The following is a 13973-nucleotide window of genomic DNA, read 5'->3' as shown; positions in this document are numbered from 1 at the left end:
GTCATTGCCCCTTGCTGAGCTGCGACGTCACGTCTTCGTCGGCGCCCGACAGGGCCTTCATCGACTTCGCGACGTTCTGCTGCATGCCACGCAGCCCCTGCACGAGGTTGGCGAACCCTTCGGTGGCGCCCTGCGCGCCGGGTACGTAGTCCTTGGCGAACTCCTTGCCGGAGTCGTCGTTCCCCCAGCACTCGCCCTGGGCGCCGAGCGCGCTTTGCAGCGCCTTCAGCGCGTTCTCCAGCCCGTCGGCCGCGGTGACCAGGCCGTTCGACGCACGCAGTACCGCGTCCGGTTCGGCGGTGAAGCCGGTCCCGTCCGGCATCAGTCGCCCCTCGTCATCCAGGACGACGGCGGCTCCTCGTCCTCGTCACGCGGCGGGCGGACGCGCTTGGGTGTGGGCCTCGGGGGCGGCACCTGCTCGTTGCGCAGGATCGAACCGGCTTCTTCGAACGACTCGGAACGCGGCGCCGGCGCCTCTTCTTCCTCGGCGAAGTCCGGGATCGGCGGCACCAGCCCGGCCAGCGACGGTGCGCCTTCGACCAGGTCGGCGAGGTCGGGCAGGCCCTCGGTGATCGGTGCCATCAGGTCGGCGATCTTCTGCTTGACCTGCAACGATCCGTGCCGCACCAGCGTCTGCACGGTGTTCGCGAGCTGAGCCGGTGTGGTGCGCTCGAACGTGTTCGGGGCGAACTCGAGCTTCGCGAGGCTGCCGCCGGCGTCGATGGTGGCGCGGACCAGCCCGTCGGAGGAGGCCACGGTGGCGGTGGTTTCGGCGGCCGCCGCCTGGGCGTCGCGCAGCTGCGCGGTCTGCCGCTCGAAGTTCTCCAGGAGGGTGTCCATCCGGTCCTTCATCGCGGCATTGCGTGCTTCGAGCTGTGCACGGTCGTCGCCCGCGGTGGTCACAGGTGCCCCCGGTGTCCCTCGAACCTACTAATGACTTGCCCGTCACCCTAATGCCAATGGAGCAATGGCCGTGACCGGTTCGGGTGTTTGCGTCAGCGAATCGTGCGGCGCCGGGCCACCAGGTACCCGGCTCCGCCGACCAGGTAGCAGACCGTCGCGGCGATGAGCAGGCCCGGCGCGCGACCGTCGTCCGGCACGACGAGCGCGCCCAGCGAAACCGCCGCCACCTGCGTGATGTTGAAGAGCGTGTCGTAGAGCGCGAACACCCGGCCGCGGGCTTCGTCGGCGACGTCGAGCTGGATCGACGAATCGACACACAGCTTGAGCACCTGGCCGGCGCCGGTGATGACGAACGACGCGAGCAGCGCCAGCGGCAGCACCATCGGCAGGCCGAGCGCGGACTGCGCGATCGCCGCCAGCAGCAACGCGCCGAGCACGGCACGCAACCGGCCGAAGACGCGGATGATCCGCGCGGTCAGCAGCCCGGCCAGCAGCAGCCCGGCCCCGCCGAGCGCGGCCATCTGCCCGAGCCCGGGCAGGCCGGAGCGGAAGAGGCCGTGGTCGGTGAAGTAGTTCCGCATCAACAGCACGGTGACCAGCAGCGACACTCCGAACGACGCCCGGTGCGCGAAGAGCGCGAGGAACCCGGCCGTGACACTCGGCGCGCGCCACGCGTGCTTCGCGCCGTCGGCCAGCCCGCGTGCGACGGCCAGGAAGGCGTTCGGCGGCTCGTCGACCACCGACGGCCCGAGCACGCCGCGGGCGAAGCCGCGCGCGAGGAACGCCGCGACCAAGGTGCCGAGCACGGCGAACACCGTGGTCTCCGCCGAGCCGACATCGTTGCTGCCGAACAGGGCCCGCAGGCCGATCGCGCAGCCGCCACCGATGACCGCGACCACCGAGCCGAGCGTCGTGGAGAACGCGTTCGCCGTCACGACGCTCTCTTCCTCCACGACGTGCGGCAGCGACGCCGAAAGCCCGGAGCCGATGAAGCGCGTGATCCCTTCCGCGGCCAGGGCCAGCGAAAACAGGCCGATACCGCCGAACCCGAAGCCGACGGCGGCGGACGCGCAGACGATCGCCAGCCCACGCAGGAGGTTCGCGAAGATGAGGACCTTGCGGCGGTCCCAGCGGTCAAGGAGGGCCCCGGCGAACGGCCCGACGACGGAGTACGGCAGCAGCAGCGCGGCGAACCCGCCGGCGATGGCGAGCGGGTCGGCGGCACGCTCGGGGTTGAACAGCACGGCACCGGCGAGCCCGGCGCGGAACATGCCGTCACCCCAGCTGGCCGCGAAGCGGGTGAAGAGCAGACGCCGGAAGTCCGGGTCCTTCAGCAGCTCCCGAGGCCCTCTTCGCTCTGTCGCCGTCTGGGCGCTGATCGTCACGAAGCCAGGGTAAGGCCCTGACGTGGGGCGCGGGTCAAAGGATTTGGTGGCCGACGCACTCGGGGGGCCCGGGGGGCTTGCCCCTCGGTTGGACACCCCTAGGGCGAGTTCGCGAAGGTGGCGCCACCGAGTAGGAGGTGGCCGACGCACTAGGGTCGCCTCTCGGCGGCTATGCGCAGTGTGGCTCCTGCCGGACGGTATTCCACAAAGGCGGTTCTTCAGTGAGCCCGGGGGACACGGAGTGCGCCGACCACTGTTTCAAACGAGGCTGCTGGGACGATTGTTCCCGAGCCGAAGTATTTCGCCGGGCCAGGGGTGGGATCATGGGTCGCGTGCCAGCGGACGCCGAGGTTGAACCGGGAACGCTCCTGGTCGCCGCCCCCACGATGGTCGACCCCAACTTCCGCCGGACCGTGGTGTTCGTCATCGATCATCGCGACGAAGGCACGCTCGGTGTGGTCCTGAACCGGCCGAGCGACGTCGCCGTGCACGACGTGCTGCCCAACTGGGGCGGGCACGTCGCCGAGCCGCAGGCGGTGTTCGTCGGGGGGCCGGTCGAGAAGAAGACCGCGTTGTGCCTGGCCGCGCTGCGCACCGGCGAGACGGCGGCGAGCGTGCCGGGGGTGATCGCCGTCCGCGGCCCGGTCGCGCTGGTCGACCTGGACACCGACCCCGAGGTGCTGGTGCCGAAGGTCCGCGGCGTGCGCGTGTTCGCCGGCTACGCGGGGTGGAACTCGGGGCAGCTCGCGGGCGAGATCGAGCGTGACGACTGGCTCATCGTGCCCGCGCTGCCGAGTGACATCCTGGCCTCGCCGAGCGGTGACCTGTGGAGCCAGGTGCTGCGCCGCCAGGGCATCCCGATGGCGCTGCTGGCCACCCACCCGGGCGACCTCCAGCGAAACTGAGTCACCTGAAAGCTCAGGCGTCGTCCTTCTTGAAGACCCCGCAGCCGCCGGCGCCGCACGCGCAGCCGCTGCAGCCGGCCGGTGCCGCCGGAGCGGGGGCCGGAACGGTCAGCGCGGCCCGGTTGCCGAGCACGCCACCGCCCATGACCAGCACCAGCATGGCGAGCACGCCGGCGAGCGCGGCGGAGACCAGGCCGCCGGTCGACGGCATCGCGAGCCCGGCCAGCCCGGCGAGCACGGAGATCGCGCCCCCGGCCATGGTCGGCAGGCCGGCGACGCGGTTGGCCAGCTTGAACGCTTCTTCACTGCGCAACGCGGCTTCCGTGCGTACGCCGGTCCCGCCCTCGCGCGTCAAGCGCTCGCGGAAACCGAGGAACCCACCAAAGCCGACGAGCACACCCAGCACGATCGGAACCAGCGCGATAGCGAACACGAGCTCAAGGATAAGCGTGACGTCCCGGCAACCTGCCGGATACCCTGATCGACTGTGCTACAGGCCATGTCACCGCGCGTACTGCCCACTGTGTTGGCCACTGCCCTGATCGGAGGAATCCTCGCCGCGACGCCGGCGGCTGCCACCGAGAGTCACCAGCGGCCCCTCCGGCTGCTCGGCGAGCAGATCGTCCCGAACGCCCTGCTGTTCCAGGGCACGATGGTCGGCGGCCTGTCCAGCATCGACTACGACCCCCGGACCGGCGGTTACGCCCTGATCTGCGACGACCGGTCGGCGATCAACCCCGCCCGCTTCTACACCGCGACCTTCCCGGTGTCCGCGAACGGCGTCGGCCCGGTCACGTTCACCGGCACGAAGCCGTTCCTGCGGCCCGACGGCACGCCGTACCCGCCGCTCACCCAGAACGATCCGTCGAAGCCGCAGAACGAGCAGACGATCGACCCCGAAGAGCTGCGCGTCGACCCGTGGACGGGCGACTACTACTGGGCGCAGGAGGGCGAGCGGACGGCGACGACGTTGATCGACCCGTCGATCCGCGAAGCCCGCCGGGACGGCGAATACGTCCGCGACCTGCCGATTCCCGCGAACGAGAAGATGACGCCGACGGCGGGGCCGCGGCAGAACCTGGTCCTCGAAGGCCTCACGTTCGCCGGGCACGGCTCGCTGCTGGCCAGCGAGGTCGAGGGCCCGCTCCTGCAAGACGGCCCGATGCCGACGACGACCACCGGGGCGCTCTCGCGGATCACCCTCCAGTCGCGGTTCGGCCCGGTCCTGGCGCAGTTCGCCTACCCGCAGGAGCCGATTTTCGCGTCACCAGTGCCCGACGGCGCGTTCGCCACCACCGGCGTGTCCTCGATGCTGGCCGTCGACCAGGCCGACCCGACGAAGTTCCTCATGATGGAACGCTCGTTCGTCACCGGTGTCGGCAACAAGGTCCGCGTCTACGAGATCGACACGAAGGGCGCGACGAACGTCCTGAACGTCAAGTCCCTGGCCGACGCCAAGCACGTCAAGCCGGTCAAGAAGCGCCTGCTCTTCGACGCCGCCGACCTCGGCCTGTCCACTGTGGACAACCTCGAGGGCATGACGTGGGGCCCGAAGCTGCCGAACGGGGAGCGCAGCTTGATCATCGTCAGCGACAACAACTTCTCGGCGACCCAGGTCACCCAGTTCGTCGCACTGGCGGTCCCCTCCGAACGGCTTTGACCAGCAAGTTACGATGTGCACATGAACACGGCTCGGCTGCTCCCGTTTTTCAAGGGGCTTAGCCTGCCGCGCTGACCGGGCCCGGCCCGGCCGGCGCGGCGACCCCTCATGCCCTGGTGGCTGAGGAGTCGAGTTGTTTCTGGAGCACCTCGCAACGAAGGAAGACGGCGATGACCGAGACAACAGGGACCGACGTCCCGGCGCACCGGTACACGGCCGCGCTGGCGGGACAGATCGAGCAGCGCTGGCAGGACCACTGGGCCGACCAGGGCACCTTCCACGCGCCCAACCCCGTCGGGCCGCTCGCCGTCGAGGGGCAGCCGGTGCCCAGCGACAAGCTGTTCGTCCAGGACATGTTCCCGTACCCGTCGGGCTTCGGCCTGCACGTCGGGCACCCGCTGGGCTTCATCAGCACCGACGTCTTCGCCCGGTACCACCGGATGATCGGGCGCAACGTGCTGCACACGATGGGCTTCGACGCGTTCGGCCTGCCGGCCGAGCAGTACGCGGTCCAGACCGGGCAGCACCTGCGCAAGACGACCGAGGAGAACATCCGGACCTACCTGCGCCAGATCCGGCGCCTGGGCCTGGGCCACGACGAACGCCGTCGCATCTCCACGATCGACCCCGAGTACTACCGCTGGACGCAGTGGATCTTCCTGCAGATCTTCAACTCCTGGTACGACCAGGTTGCGGGCAAGGCACGCCCGATCGCCGAGCTGGAGGCCGCGTTCGCGGACGGCTCCCGGCCGACTCCGGACGGCCGTGACTGGGCGGCGCTGTCCGCCGTCGAACGGAAGCAGGTGATCGACGACAACCGGCTGGTGTACATCTCCGAAGCGCCGGTCAACTGGTGCCCGGGCCTGGGCACCGTGCTGTCGAACGAAGAGGTCACCTCGGACGGCCGCAGCGAGCGCGGCAACTTCCCCGTCTTCCGCCGCAACCTGCGGCAGTGGATGATGCGGATCACCGCGTACGCCGATCGCCTGGTCGACGACCTGGACCTGCTGGACTGGCCGGAGAAGGTCAAGTCCATGCAGCGGAACTGGATCGGCCGCTCGCACGGCGCCCGCGTCACGTTCTCCTCCGGTGACGACGGCATCGAGGTCTTCACGACCCGGCCGGACACGCTGTTCGGCGCCACCTACATGGTGCTGGCGCCGGAGCACCCGCTGGTCGACAAGCTGGTCACCGAGGCGTGGTCCGCGGACGTCGACGAGCGCTGGACCGGTGGCGCCGCGACGCCCGCCGAGGCGATCAAGGAGTACCGCGTCGCCGCGTCGCGGAAGTCCGAGCTGGACCGGCAGGAGAACAAGGAGAAGACCGGCGTCTTCACCGGCGCGTACGCCACGAACCCGGTCAACGACAAGCAGATCCCGATCTTCGTCGCCGACTACGTGCTGATGGGCTACGGCACCGGCGCGATCATGGCCGTTCCCGGCCAGGACGTCCGCGACTGGGAGTTCGCCGAGAAGTTCGGCCTGGAGATCATCCGGACCGTGCAGTCGTCCGAGGGTTTCGACGGCAAGGCGTACACGGGTGACGGCCCGGCGATCAACTCGCGGCATGAAAATGGACTCAGCCTGGACGGCATGGACGTCGCCGAGGCCAAGAAGACGATCATCGACTGGCTGTCGGAGAAGGGCGCCGGCACCGGGACCGTCCAGTTCAAGCTGCGCGACTGGCTGTTCTCGCGCCAGCGCTACTGGGGCGAGCCGTTCCCGGTGGTCTACGACGAGGACGGCGAAGTGCACGCCGTCCCCGAGTCGATGCTGCCGATCGAGCTGCCCGAGGTCGCCGACTACTCGCCGGTGACGTTCGACCCCGAGGACCGCGACTCGATGCCGTCGTCGCCACTGGCCCGCGCGACGGACTGGGTCGAGGTCGAGCTGGACCTGGGCGACGGGCCGAAGAAGTATCACCGCGACATCAACACGATGCCGAACTGGGCGGGTTCCTGCTGGTACCAGCTGCGCTACCTGGACCCGACGAACTCGGAGACGTTCTGCGCCCCGGAAAACGAGCAGTACTGGATGGGCCCGCGGCCCGGCGAGTACGGCGCGGACGACACCGGCGGCGTCGACCTGTACGTCGGCGGCGTCGAGCACGCGGTGCTGCACCTGCTGTACTCGCGGTTCTGGCACAAGGTGCTGTTCGACCTGGGCCACGTGACGTCCAAGGAGCCGTACCGGAAGCTGTTCAACCAGGGCTACATCGAGGCGTACGCGTACACGGACGCGCGCGGCGTCTACGTCCCGGCCGAGCAGGTCGAGGAGCGCGACGGGAAGTACTTCTTCAACGACGAAGAGGTCACCCAGGAGTACGGCAAGATGGGCAAGAGCCTGAAGAACGTCGTCACGCCGGACGAGATGGCCGAGAACTACGGCGCCGACACGTTCCGGTTCTACGAGATGGCGATGGGCCCGCTGGCCATGTCGCGCCCCTGGGCGACCAAGGACGTCGTTGGCGCGCACCGGTTCCTGCAGCGGCTGTGGCGCCTGGTCGTCGACGAGGCGACCGGCGAGCTGCGAGTGTCCACTGAGGACGCTTCCGAGGCGGACCGCAAGGTGCTGCACAAGACCATCGCGGGCGTCCGCGAGGACTACGCGGAGATGCGGTTCAACACGGCCGGCGCGAAGCTGATCGAGCTGAACAACCACGTCACGAAGGTGTACGGCGGAGCCGCGTCGACGCCGCGTGAGCTGGCCGAGCCGCTGGTGCTGATGCTGGCGCCGCTGGCCCCGCACATGGCGGAGGAGCTGTGGCACCGGCTGGGCCACGCGGATTCGCTGGTGCAGGGCCCGTTCCCGGTGGTGGACGAGAAGTACCTGGTCGAGGACTCGGTCGAGTACCCGATCCAGGTCAACGGCAAGGTCCGGTCCCGGGTGACGGTCTCGGCTTCCGCGTCGTCGGACGAGGTCCAAGCGGCGGCGCTGGCGGACGAGAAGGTCGCGGCGATGGTCGGCGACGGCTCGCCGCGCAAGGTGATCGTCGTGCCGGGACGGCTGGTCAACATCGTCCTGTAGCGCTCTGTCGGAAAGCCGCCGGTGCTTCCCGGGTGTTCCCGATTTGATTGAACGGTCAAGGAAAACCGTTCGATCGAAGGAGAACCGGGATGACCCTCGACGGCAAGGTGGCGCTGGTGACGGGCGGCAGCCGTGGCATCGGCGCGGCCACGGCACTGCGGCTCGCCGAGGACGGCGCGGACATCGCGCTGACGTACCAGCACAACGCCGCGCGGGCGGCCGAGGTGGTCGACCAGATCAAGGCCCTCGGCCGCCGCGCGCTGGCGATCCAGGCTGACTCAGCGGACGCGGCCGCGGTGTCGGCGGCCGTGGAAGCGACCGTCGCGGAGTTCGGCCGGCTGGACGTGCTGGTGAACAACGCGGGCGTCGGTTTCGTGGGCGCCTTCGCCGAGACCGCGCTGGAGGACGTCGACCGCGTGCTGGCGGTGAACGTCCGCGGCGTGTTCGCGGCGACTCAGGCCGCGGCCGGCGTCCTGGCCGACGGCGGCCGCGTGATCACGATCGGCAGCTGCGTCACGGATCGCGTACCCGGCCCGGGCATGGCGCTGTATGCCACCAGCAAGGCGGCGATGGTCGGCCTGACCAAGGCACTCGCGCGCGAGCTGGGGCCGCGCGGCATCACGGTCAACCTCGTCCACCCGGGCCCGACGGACACGGAGATGAACCCGGCCGACGGCGCGTACGCGGCCGACCAGGCCGCGATGACGGCGTTCGACCGCTACGGCTCGCCCGCCGAAGTGGCGGCGGCCGTCGCTTACCTGGCGTCCCCGGCCAGCGGGTACGTGACGGCGGCGACGCTGTCGGTGGACGGCGGCCACGCGGCCTGACCGGAGTAGAGCCCGATCTCCCGGGCGAGGTCGGCCAGCATCGCCTCGAACAGGACGTCCGGTTTGGACATCGGGATCGGGTAGTTGCCGAAGACCTCGAGCGTGACGTGCCCGTAGAGCCGGGCCCAGAACTGGATCATCAGGTACGTCACGCCGAGGTCGATCTTCTCGACAGGCACGTCCTGATCGGATTCGGCGAGCACCGCGACCAGCGATTCCTGGAAGGTCTTCAAGTCGTCGCGCAGCTCGCCGGGCACGCCGCTGGCGGAGGGCAGGACGATGTCGGTCCGCGCGAGCACCCGCCCGGCCGCGGCGAGGAAGATCCGCCCGAACGGCTCGTCGACCCGGCTCAGCGCACTTCCCGCCGTCGATCCGACCCCACCGGTCGGCGACGCGAAAACGAGCGTGAATTCCTTCGTGTGGGTGAGCGCCCACCGCCGGAACCCCTTGCAGATGGCGAACAACTGCAGCACGCCGTCGTCCGGCAGCTCGGCGATTTCTTCGGCAAGATCGTCGGCCAGGTCGGCGCAGACGTCCAGCCGCAGGTTTTCGACGAGGTCGTCACGAGATTCGTAGTAGCGGTAGAGCGCGGGCGCGGTGATCCCCAGCTCCCGCGCGATGGCGCGCAGCGTGACCGCCTCGGGCCCCTGCTCGACGAGCAGTTTCCGGGCGGTCCGCCGGATGTCCTGTTCGGTAGCCGCACGCGCGCGACCCCTTCGCGTGGGGTGGCTCATCCGAACAGTCTAAGTGTTTACTACGACAATTCTTGCATTAACGCGATTTCGGCCGTAACGAAAAGGTGCAGCTCAGAGGTCCCGTACCTGCCACCGGGTCAGCGGCCGCAACAGCCACATGGCCACCACGGACATGCCGGGCCCGCCAGGAACGCGGGCAGCGCGAGACCGCGTAGATCGTCCGCCGGGATGGGGAAACCGCCGGGTCTTCGTCACACCGGGCGAAAACGCCCGTAACTGTCGGTGCCATGTGCCACACTCGGTCGCCGTACGGCTACTGACGTGAACAGGGGAGGTTCGCGTGTCGAACCCTGAGCAGCTCTTCTCGAGCTTCGAAGCCAAGATGGCCGAAGCCCAGCAGAAGGCTGACCGGATGCGGGCCGAGATGGAGACCGTCTCGGTGGCCGAGCGCAGCAAGGACGGCCAGATCGGCGTCAAGGTCAACCACCTCGGCAACCTGGTCGGGTTGGAGATCGGCCAAGCGGCCCGCGAGAAACCGGACCTCGCCGACGAGATCCTGCGCACCGTCCAGGTCGCGCAGAGCAGGCTCGCCGCCGCCGTCGAGTCCGGCGTGCCGTCGATCGCCGGCACCGGCACGATGGCCGAGCTGGTCGGCCAGTTGCACCGCGAATACCCCGAGCCGGAGCCCGAAGGCTTCGTCGAAGGAGGCTACGAAACCCGGGTGGACGACGCGGCCCGCTTCATCGTCGAAGAAGAGCCGCCGAAACCGGCCGCTCCGCCGCGCCCGGCCCGGCCGCCGGCGGACGGCGGCACGGACGACGACTACTTCGGTGACGGCGGCTACCTGCGCTGAGCGCGGGAACGGGGAGGGACCGGAACATGGCCGGACAGGCCGGACCGGGGTTCGACGAGAACCCCGACGCCATCGACGAGCACGCCAAGCAGGTGGAAGCGACGTTCGACGTGCTGAAGGAAGCGGCAGCGCTGAGCAAGAACGACCCGATCGGTTCCGAAGCCTTCGGCCTGATCGGTCAGCTCTGCTTCCTCGACCGGTGGTGCGACAACGTGGCCGGGCAGGCTCGGGAGACGCTGGAATCGGCCGTCAAGGGCGCGGATTACCACGTGCAGGCGGTGCAGACCTGGGCGAAGGCGCGCCGGGTGGACGAAGCGTCCGCGTCGGAGCTGGTGAAGCGCGCTTCGGAGGTTCGAGGTGGCTGAGGAATCCATGCTCGACGAGGCGAAGAAGGACACCGACGCCGAGAAGTACCAAGTAGACAGCTTCCTCGAGGGCGCGGGCGGGCTCCAGGACCTCGTCGGCGGGGCGGAAAAGATCCTCGAGGGTGACTGGACCGAAGGGCTCTTCGCCCTCGCGAACGCGGGTTTCGGCATCAAGGACGCCATCAAGGACCCGTTCGAAACCCTCATGAGCTGGGGTTTCGGCTGGCTGATCGAGCACGTCGACTTCCTGAAGGAGCCGTTGGACTGGGTCACCGGCGACCAGGACGCCCTCGATCTCGAGGGCAAGAAGTGGGAGACGATCGGCAAGCGCGTCCAGGAAACCGCCGAGAAGCTCACCGAGGAAGTCCGGAAGAACTGCCTCGGCCGGAAGGGCAAGGTCGCCGACCAGTACCGGGTCTACGTGCAGGGGCAGCTGGACGCGTACGCCGCCCTGTCGGACGCCGCGACCCACGTCGCGGCGATCATCGGGATCTGCAAGACGATCCTCGACGTGGTGCGGACGCTCATCCGCGACCTCATCACCGACACGCTGGCCAAGATCGTCAAGATCCTTTTGCGCTACCCGCCGCCGGCGTACCCGGCCGGCCTGGCCGCGGAGGGGATTCCCTTCGCCGTCCAGCAAGGCGGCAAGATGGTCGAGGAATGCGGCAAGCTGGCCAGGGCGTTCGCCAAAGCGCGGGGATTCCTCCGGTCGATCTGCAGTGTCTTGGAGCCGATCGCCCAGCGAATGGCGAGCCGTCTCGGTCACCTGCCGGAGGCCGCGGTGGAAGCGGCCGGCGAAATGTTCAAGGGCTTCAGGGTGGCCGCGGGCCGGGAAGCGTTGTTGAAGTCCTTCGAGCAGATGACGACCGGCCCCGGTCAGTCCCCCGGGGAAAAGCTGCACGACCGGGACCAGACCTCGATCGTCCCGGAAGACCACTCGACGAACTACCCGGTCGACAAGGTCCCCCGGTCCGGTCCGGTGACCGCGGACGACGGGCAGCCGTTCTCCGGGCAGCCTGGCGCCCAGCGCATCTCCGGATCCCTCGAGTGAGCGCGGTGGCGCCGTCGAGCGGCTTCGAGTCGGTTCCCGTCGTCCGCCGACCCCGATGGAGAAAGATCGCCGCACAGGCTCTGGTCGTCACGGTGGTCGTCCTCGGGCTGTGGAGTGTGACCGCGCGCGGCATGGTCCAGTACGGACCGGATCGGCCGGGCACGGCGAACGCGTTCGCGAGGGTGACGTCCTGCGACCGGCTCGGTCCCCTCAGCCGTGGCGGGGCCGGCTTCTATTAGCTCTGCACCGCGGACGTGACGAACGAAGACGGCGAGGTCCGCTCGGCGCGGTTCCGGCTGAACGAGCTCACCCCGGCCGACGTCGGCAAGCCGGTGCCGGTCGAGGGCGCGAGGACGTTCCGGCGGGCCGCGGACAAACCCGTGGTGTGGTGGTCGGTCGCGCCGGGCATCGCCTTTTTCCTCGGCATCGCCGTCTGGTCGACGGTGCGCCGGCGCCGGAAACTGCGTCACCGCGTGACGCCGTGGCAGCCGACCACCCGGCTCGTGATGCCGGTTTGCGTGCTCGCCCCCGGCACCGAGCCGGGTACCGGGCGTGGGAGCCGGAAGATCGCCCCGGCCGAATGGCCGGCACAGCGGTACTGGCGCCTCGCCGGCTCGATCATGGTGCCCGGCGCGATCAGCGCCATCGCCGGATCGCTCGCCGGCTCGGCCGACGCGCGGGAAGTCCTCATCGCCCTGGGCTTGGTGGGCCTCGCCGCGCCGATCTGGCTCTTCTTCTTCACGCCGCGCTCGTACCGGTCGAACGCCAATGCGACGGCGGTGACGGTCTCGGCGGACGGCCTCGGCTGGTACCGCCGTGGCGAGACGACGTTCACGCTCGATTGGGCCGATGTCGCCGAAGTCCGGCTGACCACGATCGAGCACGACGGTCTCGTCCTCCGCGTGATCGACCTGTTCCTCACCGAGGAGGGAGCCCGCCGTCGCGGCGAGCTGCGGGGACTGTGGCAACTCGGGGCCCAGCTGGGGGACCACCGGCTCCCGGGTGAGAAGGGCGCGTACCGCCTGCCGGAGGCGTTCACCGACGCCGCCGCACACCAGGTACGGGCGGCGATGGCCGTGTTCCGGCCGGATCGGTACCGCGAGTTCACCGCCGGCCTCGGCGTGAGCGGGGCGCCGCCGACGCCGATCACTCGGGGGGCTACGTGATCGGCGCCGGCGACACGATGCCCTGCCGGCTCGCGCCGGTTCGGGCAAAGTCACCACGTTTCCGTGATGACGCACCTGGAGAGCGGGACCGGGTCACGAAGTGACGGCCGGAGGATGGACATCCTCCGATCGAGTGACGGGCATCCGCTGCTCGCATGATTGTCGCACTCAGCCCCGGATAAGTTACAAAAACCTTCACTTTCCCCTTCCGGGCCGGTGCTGACCAGGTCGGGGCGGCTTCCGTGGGACAGTTCGGGCATGAACTCCGACGTGCTCGTTGTGGGATCCGCCAATGCCGACCTCGTCGTCGCGGTCGACCGGCGACCGGCCGGCGGGGAGACGGTGCTGGGCGGCGACACGGTGCTCTCGCCGGGCGGCAAGGGCGCCAACACGGCGGTCGCGGCGGGCCGGCTCGGGGCGGACGTCGCGCTGCTCGGCGCGGTCGGTGACGACCCCTACGGCAGGCTGCTGCTCGATTCGCTGCGCGCCGCGGGCGTCGACACCGGGCTCGTGCGGACCAGCGACCGGCCGACCGGCATCGCCTACATCACCGTCACCCCGGACGGCGAGAACTCGATCCTCGTCTCCCCCGGCGCCAACTCGGGCCTGGAGCCCGCCGACGTCGACGCCGTCTTCGACGGGGTCGAGATCGTGGTCGTCTCGCTCGAGGTGCCGCTGCCGACCGTCGAACACGCCGTCGCCAGGGCCGCCGAGAGGGGCGTCAAAGTCCTGCTGAACCTCTCTCCCGCGGCGAAGCTGTCTCCGGAGACGCTCGCCAAGCTCGACGTCCTGCTGGTCAACGAGCACGAGGCCGCCTGGCTGACCGGTCCCGGCGCGGACTTCCGGAAGCTCCTCGACCTCGGGCCGAAGACGGCCGTCGTCACGCTCGGCGCGGCCGGTGCGGTCGTCGTCGAAGCCGGCGGCGTCACGGAGGTGGCGTCACCGCAGGTGACGGCCGTGGACACGACCGGGGCCGGGGACGCCTTCGCGGGCGCGCTCGCCGCGTCGCTGGCCGACGGTGCCGATCTGGTCTCCGCGGCGAAGCGAGCCGTTCGCGTCGCGGCGTTCAGCGTGACGCGGCCCGGGGCGCAGCCGTCCTACCCGACCGCCGCCGACCTGGGGGAATGATCACCC

General features: G+C 69.7%; 14 protein-coding genes. 9 read left to right on the top strand and 5 right to left on the bottom strand.

Features of this window, described 5'->3' with window-relative positions:
* Position 1 precedes the first annotated feature (1 nt).
* The 3 genes from A3CE_RS0123255 to A3CE_RS0123245 all read right to left on the bottom strand — a co-directional run bounded on the left by A3CE_RS0123255 (position 2) and on the right by A3CE_RS0123245 (position 2288).
* Entirely contained in the window at positions 2-322 is a 321-nt protein-coding gene (locus tag A3CE_RS0123255) for a WXG100 family type VII secretion target (RefSeq protein WP_020642519.1), read from the bottom strand.
* The gene (locus tag A3CE_RS0123250) at positions 322-903 is read right to left on the bottom strand and encodes a YbaB/EbfC family nucleoid-associated protein (protein ID WP_020642518.1); all 582 of its coding nucleotides are present in this window, start codon (positions 901-903) and stop codon (positions 322-324) included. The genes A3CE_RS0123255 and A3CE_RS0123250 overlap by 1 nt, the downstream gene beginning before the upstream one ends.
* Positions 904-995: 92 nt before the next feature.
* Complete coding sequence (locus A3CE_RS0123245) at positions 996-2288, bottom strand: MFS transporter (protein ID WP_020642517.1); 1293 nt, start codon at positions 2286-2288, stop codon at positions 996-998.
* Positions 2289-2611: 323 nt separating this feature from the next.
* Between A3CE_RS0123245 and A3CE_RS0123240 the strand changes: the two genes are divergently transcribed.
* Positions 2612-3193, top strand: a complete 582-nt coding sequence (locus A3CE_RS0123240; RefSeq protein WP_020642516.1) for a YqgE/AlgH family protein — start codon at positions 2612-2614, stop codon at positions 3191-3193.
* A 13-nt stretch (positions 3194-3206) separates the two neighbouring features.
* Here the strand turns inward: A3CE_RS0123240 and A3CE_RS0123235 are convergent, their stop codons facing one another.
* Complete coding sequence (locus A3CE_RS0123235) at positions 3207-3626, bottom strand: SdpI family protein (RefSeq protein ID WP_020642515.1); 420 nt, start codon at positions 3624-3626, stop codon at positions 3207-3209.
* Between the two features lie 66 nt (positions 3627-3692).
* On the opposite strand from A3CE_RS0123235, the gene A3CE_RS0123230 reads away from it, so the two are divergent.
* From A3CE_RS0123230 to A3CE_RS0123220, 3 genes are all read left to right on the top strand, one after another.
* Positions 3693-4853 carry an esterase-like activity of phytase family protein gene (locus A3CE_RS0123230; RefSeq protein WP_026468776.1) on the top strand — a complete coding sequence of 387 codons (1161 nt, stop codon included), beginning with the start codon at positions 3693-3695 and terminating at the stop codon, positions 4851-4853.
* Positions 4854-5023: 170 nt separating this feature from the next.
* Complete coding sequence (leuS, locus tag A3CE_RS0123225; RefSeq protein ID WP_020642513.1) at positions 5024-7879, top strand: leucine--tRNA ligase; 2856 nt, start codon at positions 5024-5026, stop codon at positions 7877-7879.
* An 89-nt stretch (positions 7880-7968) separates the two neighbouring features.
* Positions 7969-8706, top strand: a complete 738-nt coding sequence (locus tag A3CE_RS0123220) for an SDR family oxidoreductase (RefSeq protein ID WP_020642512.1) — start codon at positions 7969-7971, stop codon at positions 8704-8706.
* On the opposite strand, the gene A3CE_RS0123215 is transcribed toward A3CE_RS0123220, so the two are convergent.
* A complete protein-coding gene (locus A3CE_RS0123215; protein ID WP_020642511.1) occupies positions 8634-9440 on the bottom strand; it encodes a TetR/AcrR family transcriptional regulator in 807 nt (268 codons plus the stop codon). The genes A3CE_RS0123220 and A3CE_RS0123215 overlap by 73 nt on opposite strands.
* A 301-nt stretch (positions 9441-9741) precedes the next feature.
* Between A3CE_RS0123215 and A3CE_RS0123210 the strand changes: the two genes are divergently transcribed.
* From A3CE_RS0123210 to A3CE_RS0123185, 5 genes are all read left to right on the top strand, one after another.
* A complete protein-coding gene (locus A3CE_RS0123210; protein WP_020642510.1) occupies positions 9742-10254 on the top strand; it encodes a YbaB/EbfC family nucleoid-associated protein in 513 nt (170 codons plus the stop codon).
* Positions 10255-10280: 26 nt separating this feature from the next.
* Positions 10281-10619: a hypothetical protein gene (locus tag A3CE_RS0123205; protein ID WP_020642509.1), complete on the top strand. Its 339-nt coding sequence runs from the start codon at positions 10281-10283 to the stop codon at positions 10617-10619.
* Positions 10612-11673 carry a hypothetical protein gene (locus tag A3CE_RS51510; protein WP_084641726.1) on the top strand — a complete coding sequence of 354 codons (1062 nt, stop codon included), beginning with the start codon at positions 10612-10614 and terminating at the stop codon, positions 11671-11673. The genes A3CE_RS0123205 and A3CE_RS51510 overlap by 8 nt, the downstream gene beginning before the upstream one ends.
* 254 nt (positions 11674-11927) lie before the next feature.
* Positions 11928-12839 (top strand): hypothetical protein, encoded by a 912-nt coding sequence (locus A3CE_RS0123190; RefSeq protein ID WP_020642506.1) that lies wholly within the window; start codon positions 11928-11930, stop codon positions 12837-12839.
* 258 nt (positions 12840-13097) lie between these two features.
* Positions 13098-13967, top strand: coding sequence for a ribokinase (locus tag A3CE_RS0123185; RefSeq protein ID WP_020642505.1), 870 nt, complete (start codon positions 13098-13100; stop codon positions 13965-13967).
* Positions 13968-13973 lie beyond the last annotated feature (6 nt).

This window comes from Amycolatopsis balhimycina FH 1894 (assembly GCF_000384295.1).
Lineage (GTDB): Bacteria > Actinomycetota > Actinomycetes > Mycobacteriales > Pseudonocardiaceae > Amycolatopsis > Amycolatopsis balhimycina.
This window is presented reverse-complemented; position numbering and strand designations above follow the sequence as displayed.

Bases quoted from the DNA above. Each gene is read 5' to 3' on its own strand.
- A3CE_RS0123255 (WP_020642519.1), bottom strand. From the start codon at position 322: ATGCCGGACGGGACCGGCTTCACCGCCGAACCGGACGCGGTACTGCGT.
- A3CE_RS0123240 (WP_020642516.1), top strand. From the start codon at position 2,612: ATGGGTCGCGTGCCAGCGGACGCCGAGGTTGAACCGGGAACGCTCCTG.
- A3CE_RS0123230 (WP_026468776.1), top strand. From the start codon at position 3,693: ATGTCACCGCGCGTACTGCCCACTGTGTTGGCCACTGCCCTGATCGGA.
- leuS (WP_020642513.1), top strand. From the start codon at position 5,024: ATGACCGAGACAACAGGGACCGACGTCCCGGCGCACCGGTACACGGCC.
- A3CE_RS0123220 (WP_020642512.1), top strand. From the start codon at position 7,969: ATGACCCTCGACGGCAAGGTGGCGCTGGTGACGGGCGGCAGCCGTGGC.
- A3CE_RS0123215 (WP_020642511.1), bottom strand. From the start codon at position 9,440: ATGAGCCACCCCACGCGAAGGGGTCGCGCGCGTGCGGCTACCGAACAG.
- A3CE_RS0123205 (WP_020642509.1), top strand. From the start codon at position 10,281: ATGGCCGGACAGGCCGGACCGGGGTTCGACGAGAACCCCGACGCCATC.
- A3CE_RS0123185 (WP_020642505.1), top strand. From the start codon at position 13,098: ATGAACTCCGACGTGCTCGTTGTGGGATCCGCCAATGCCGACCTCGTC.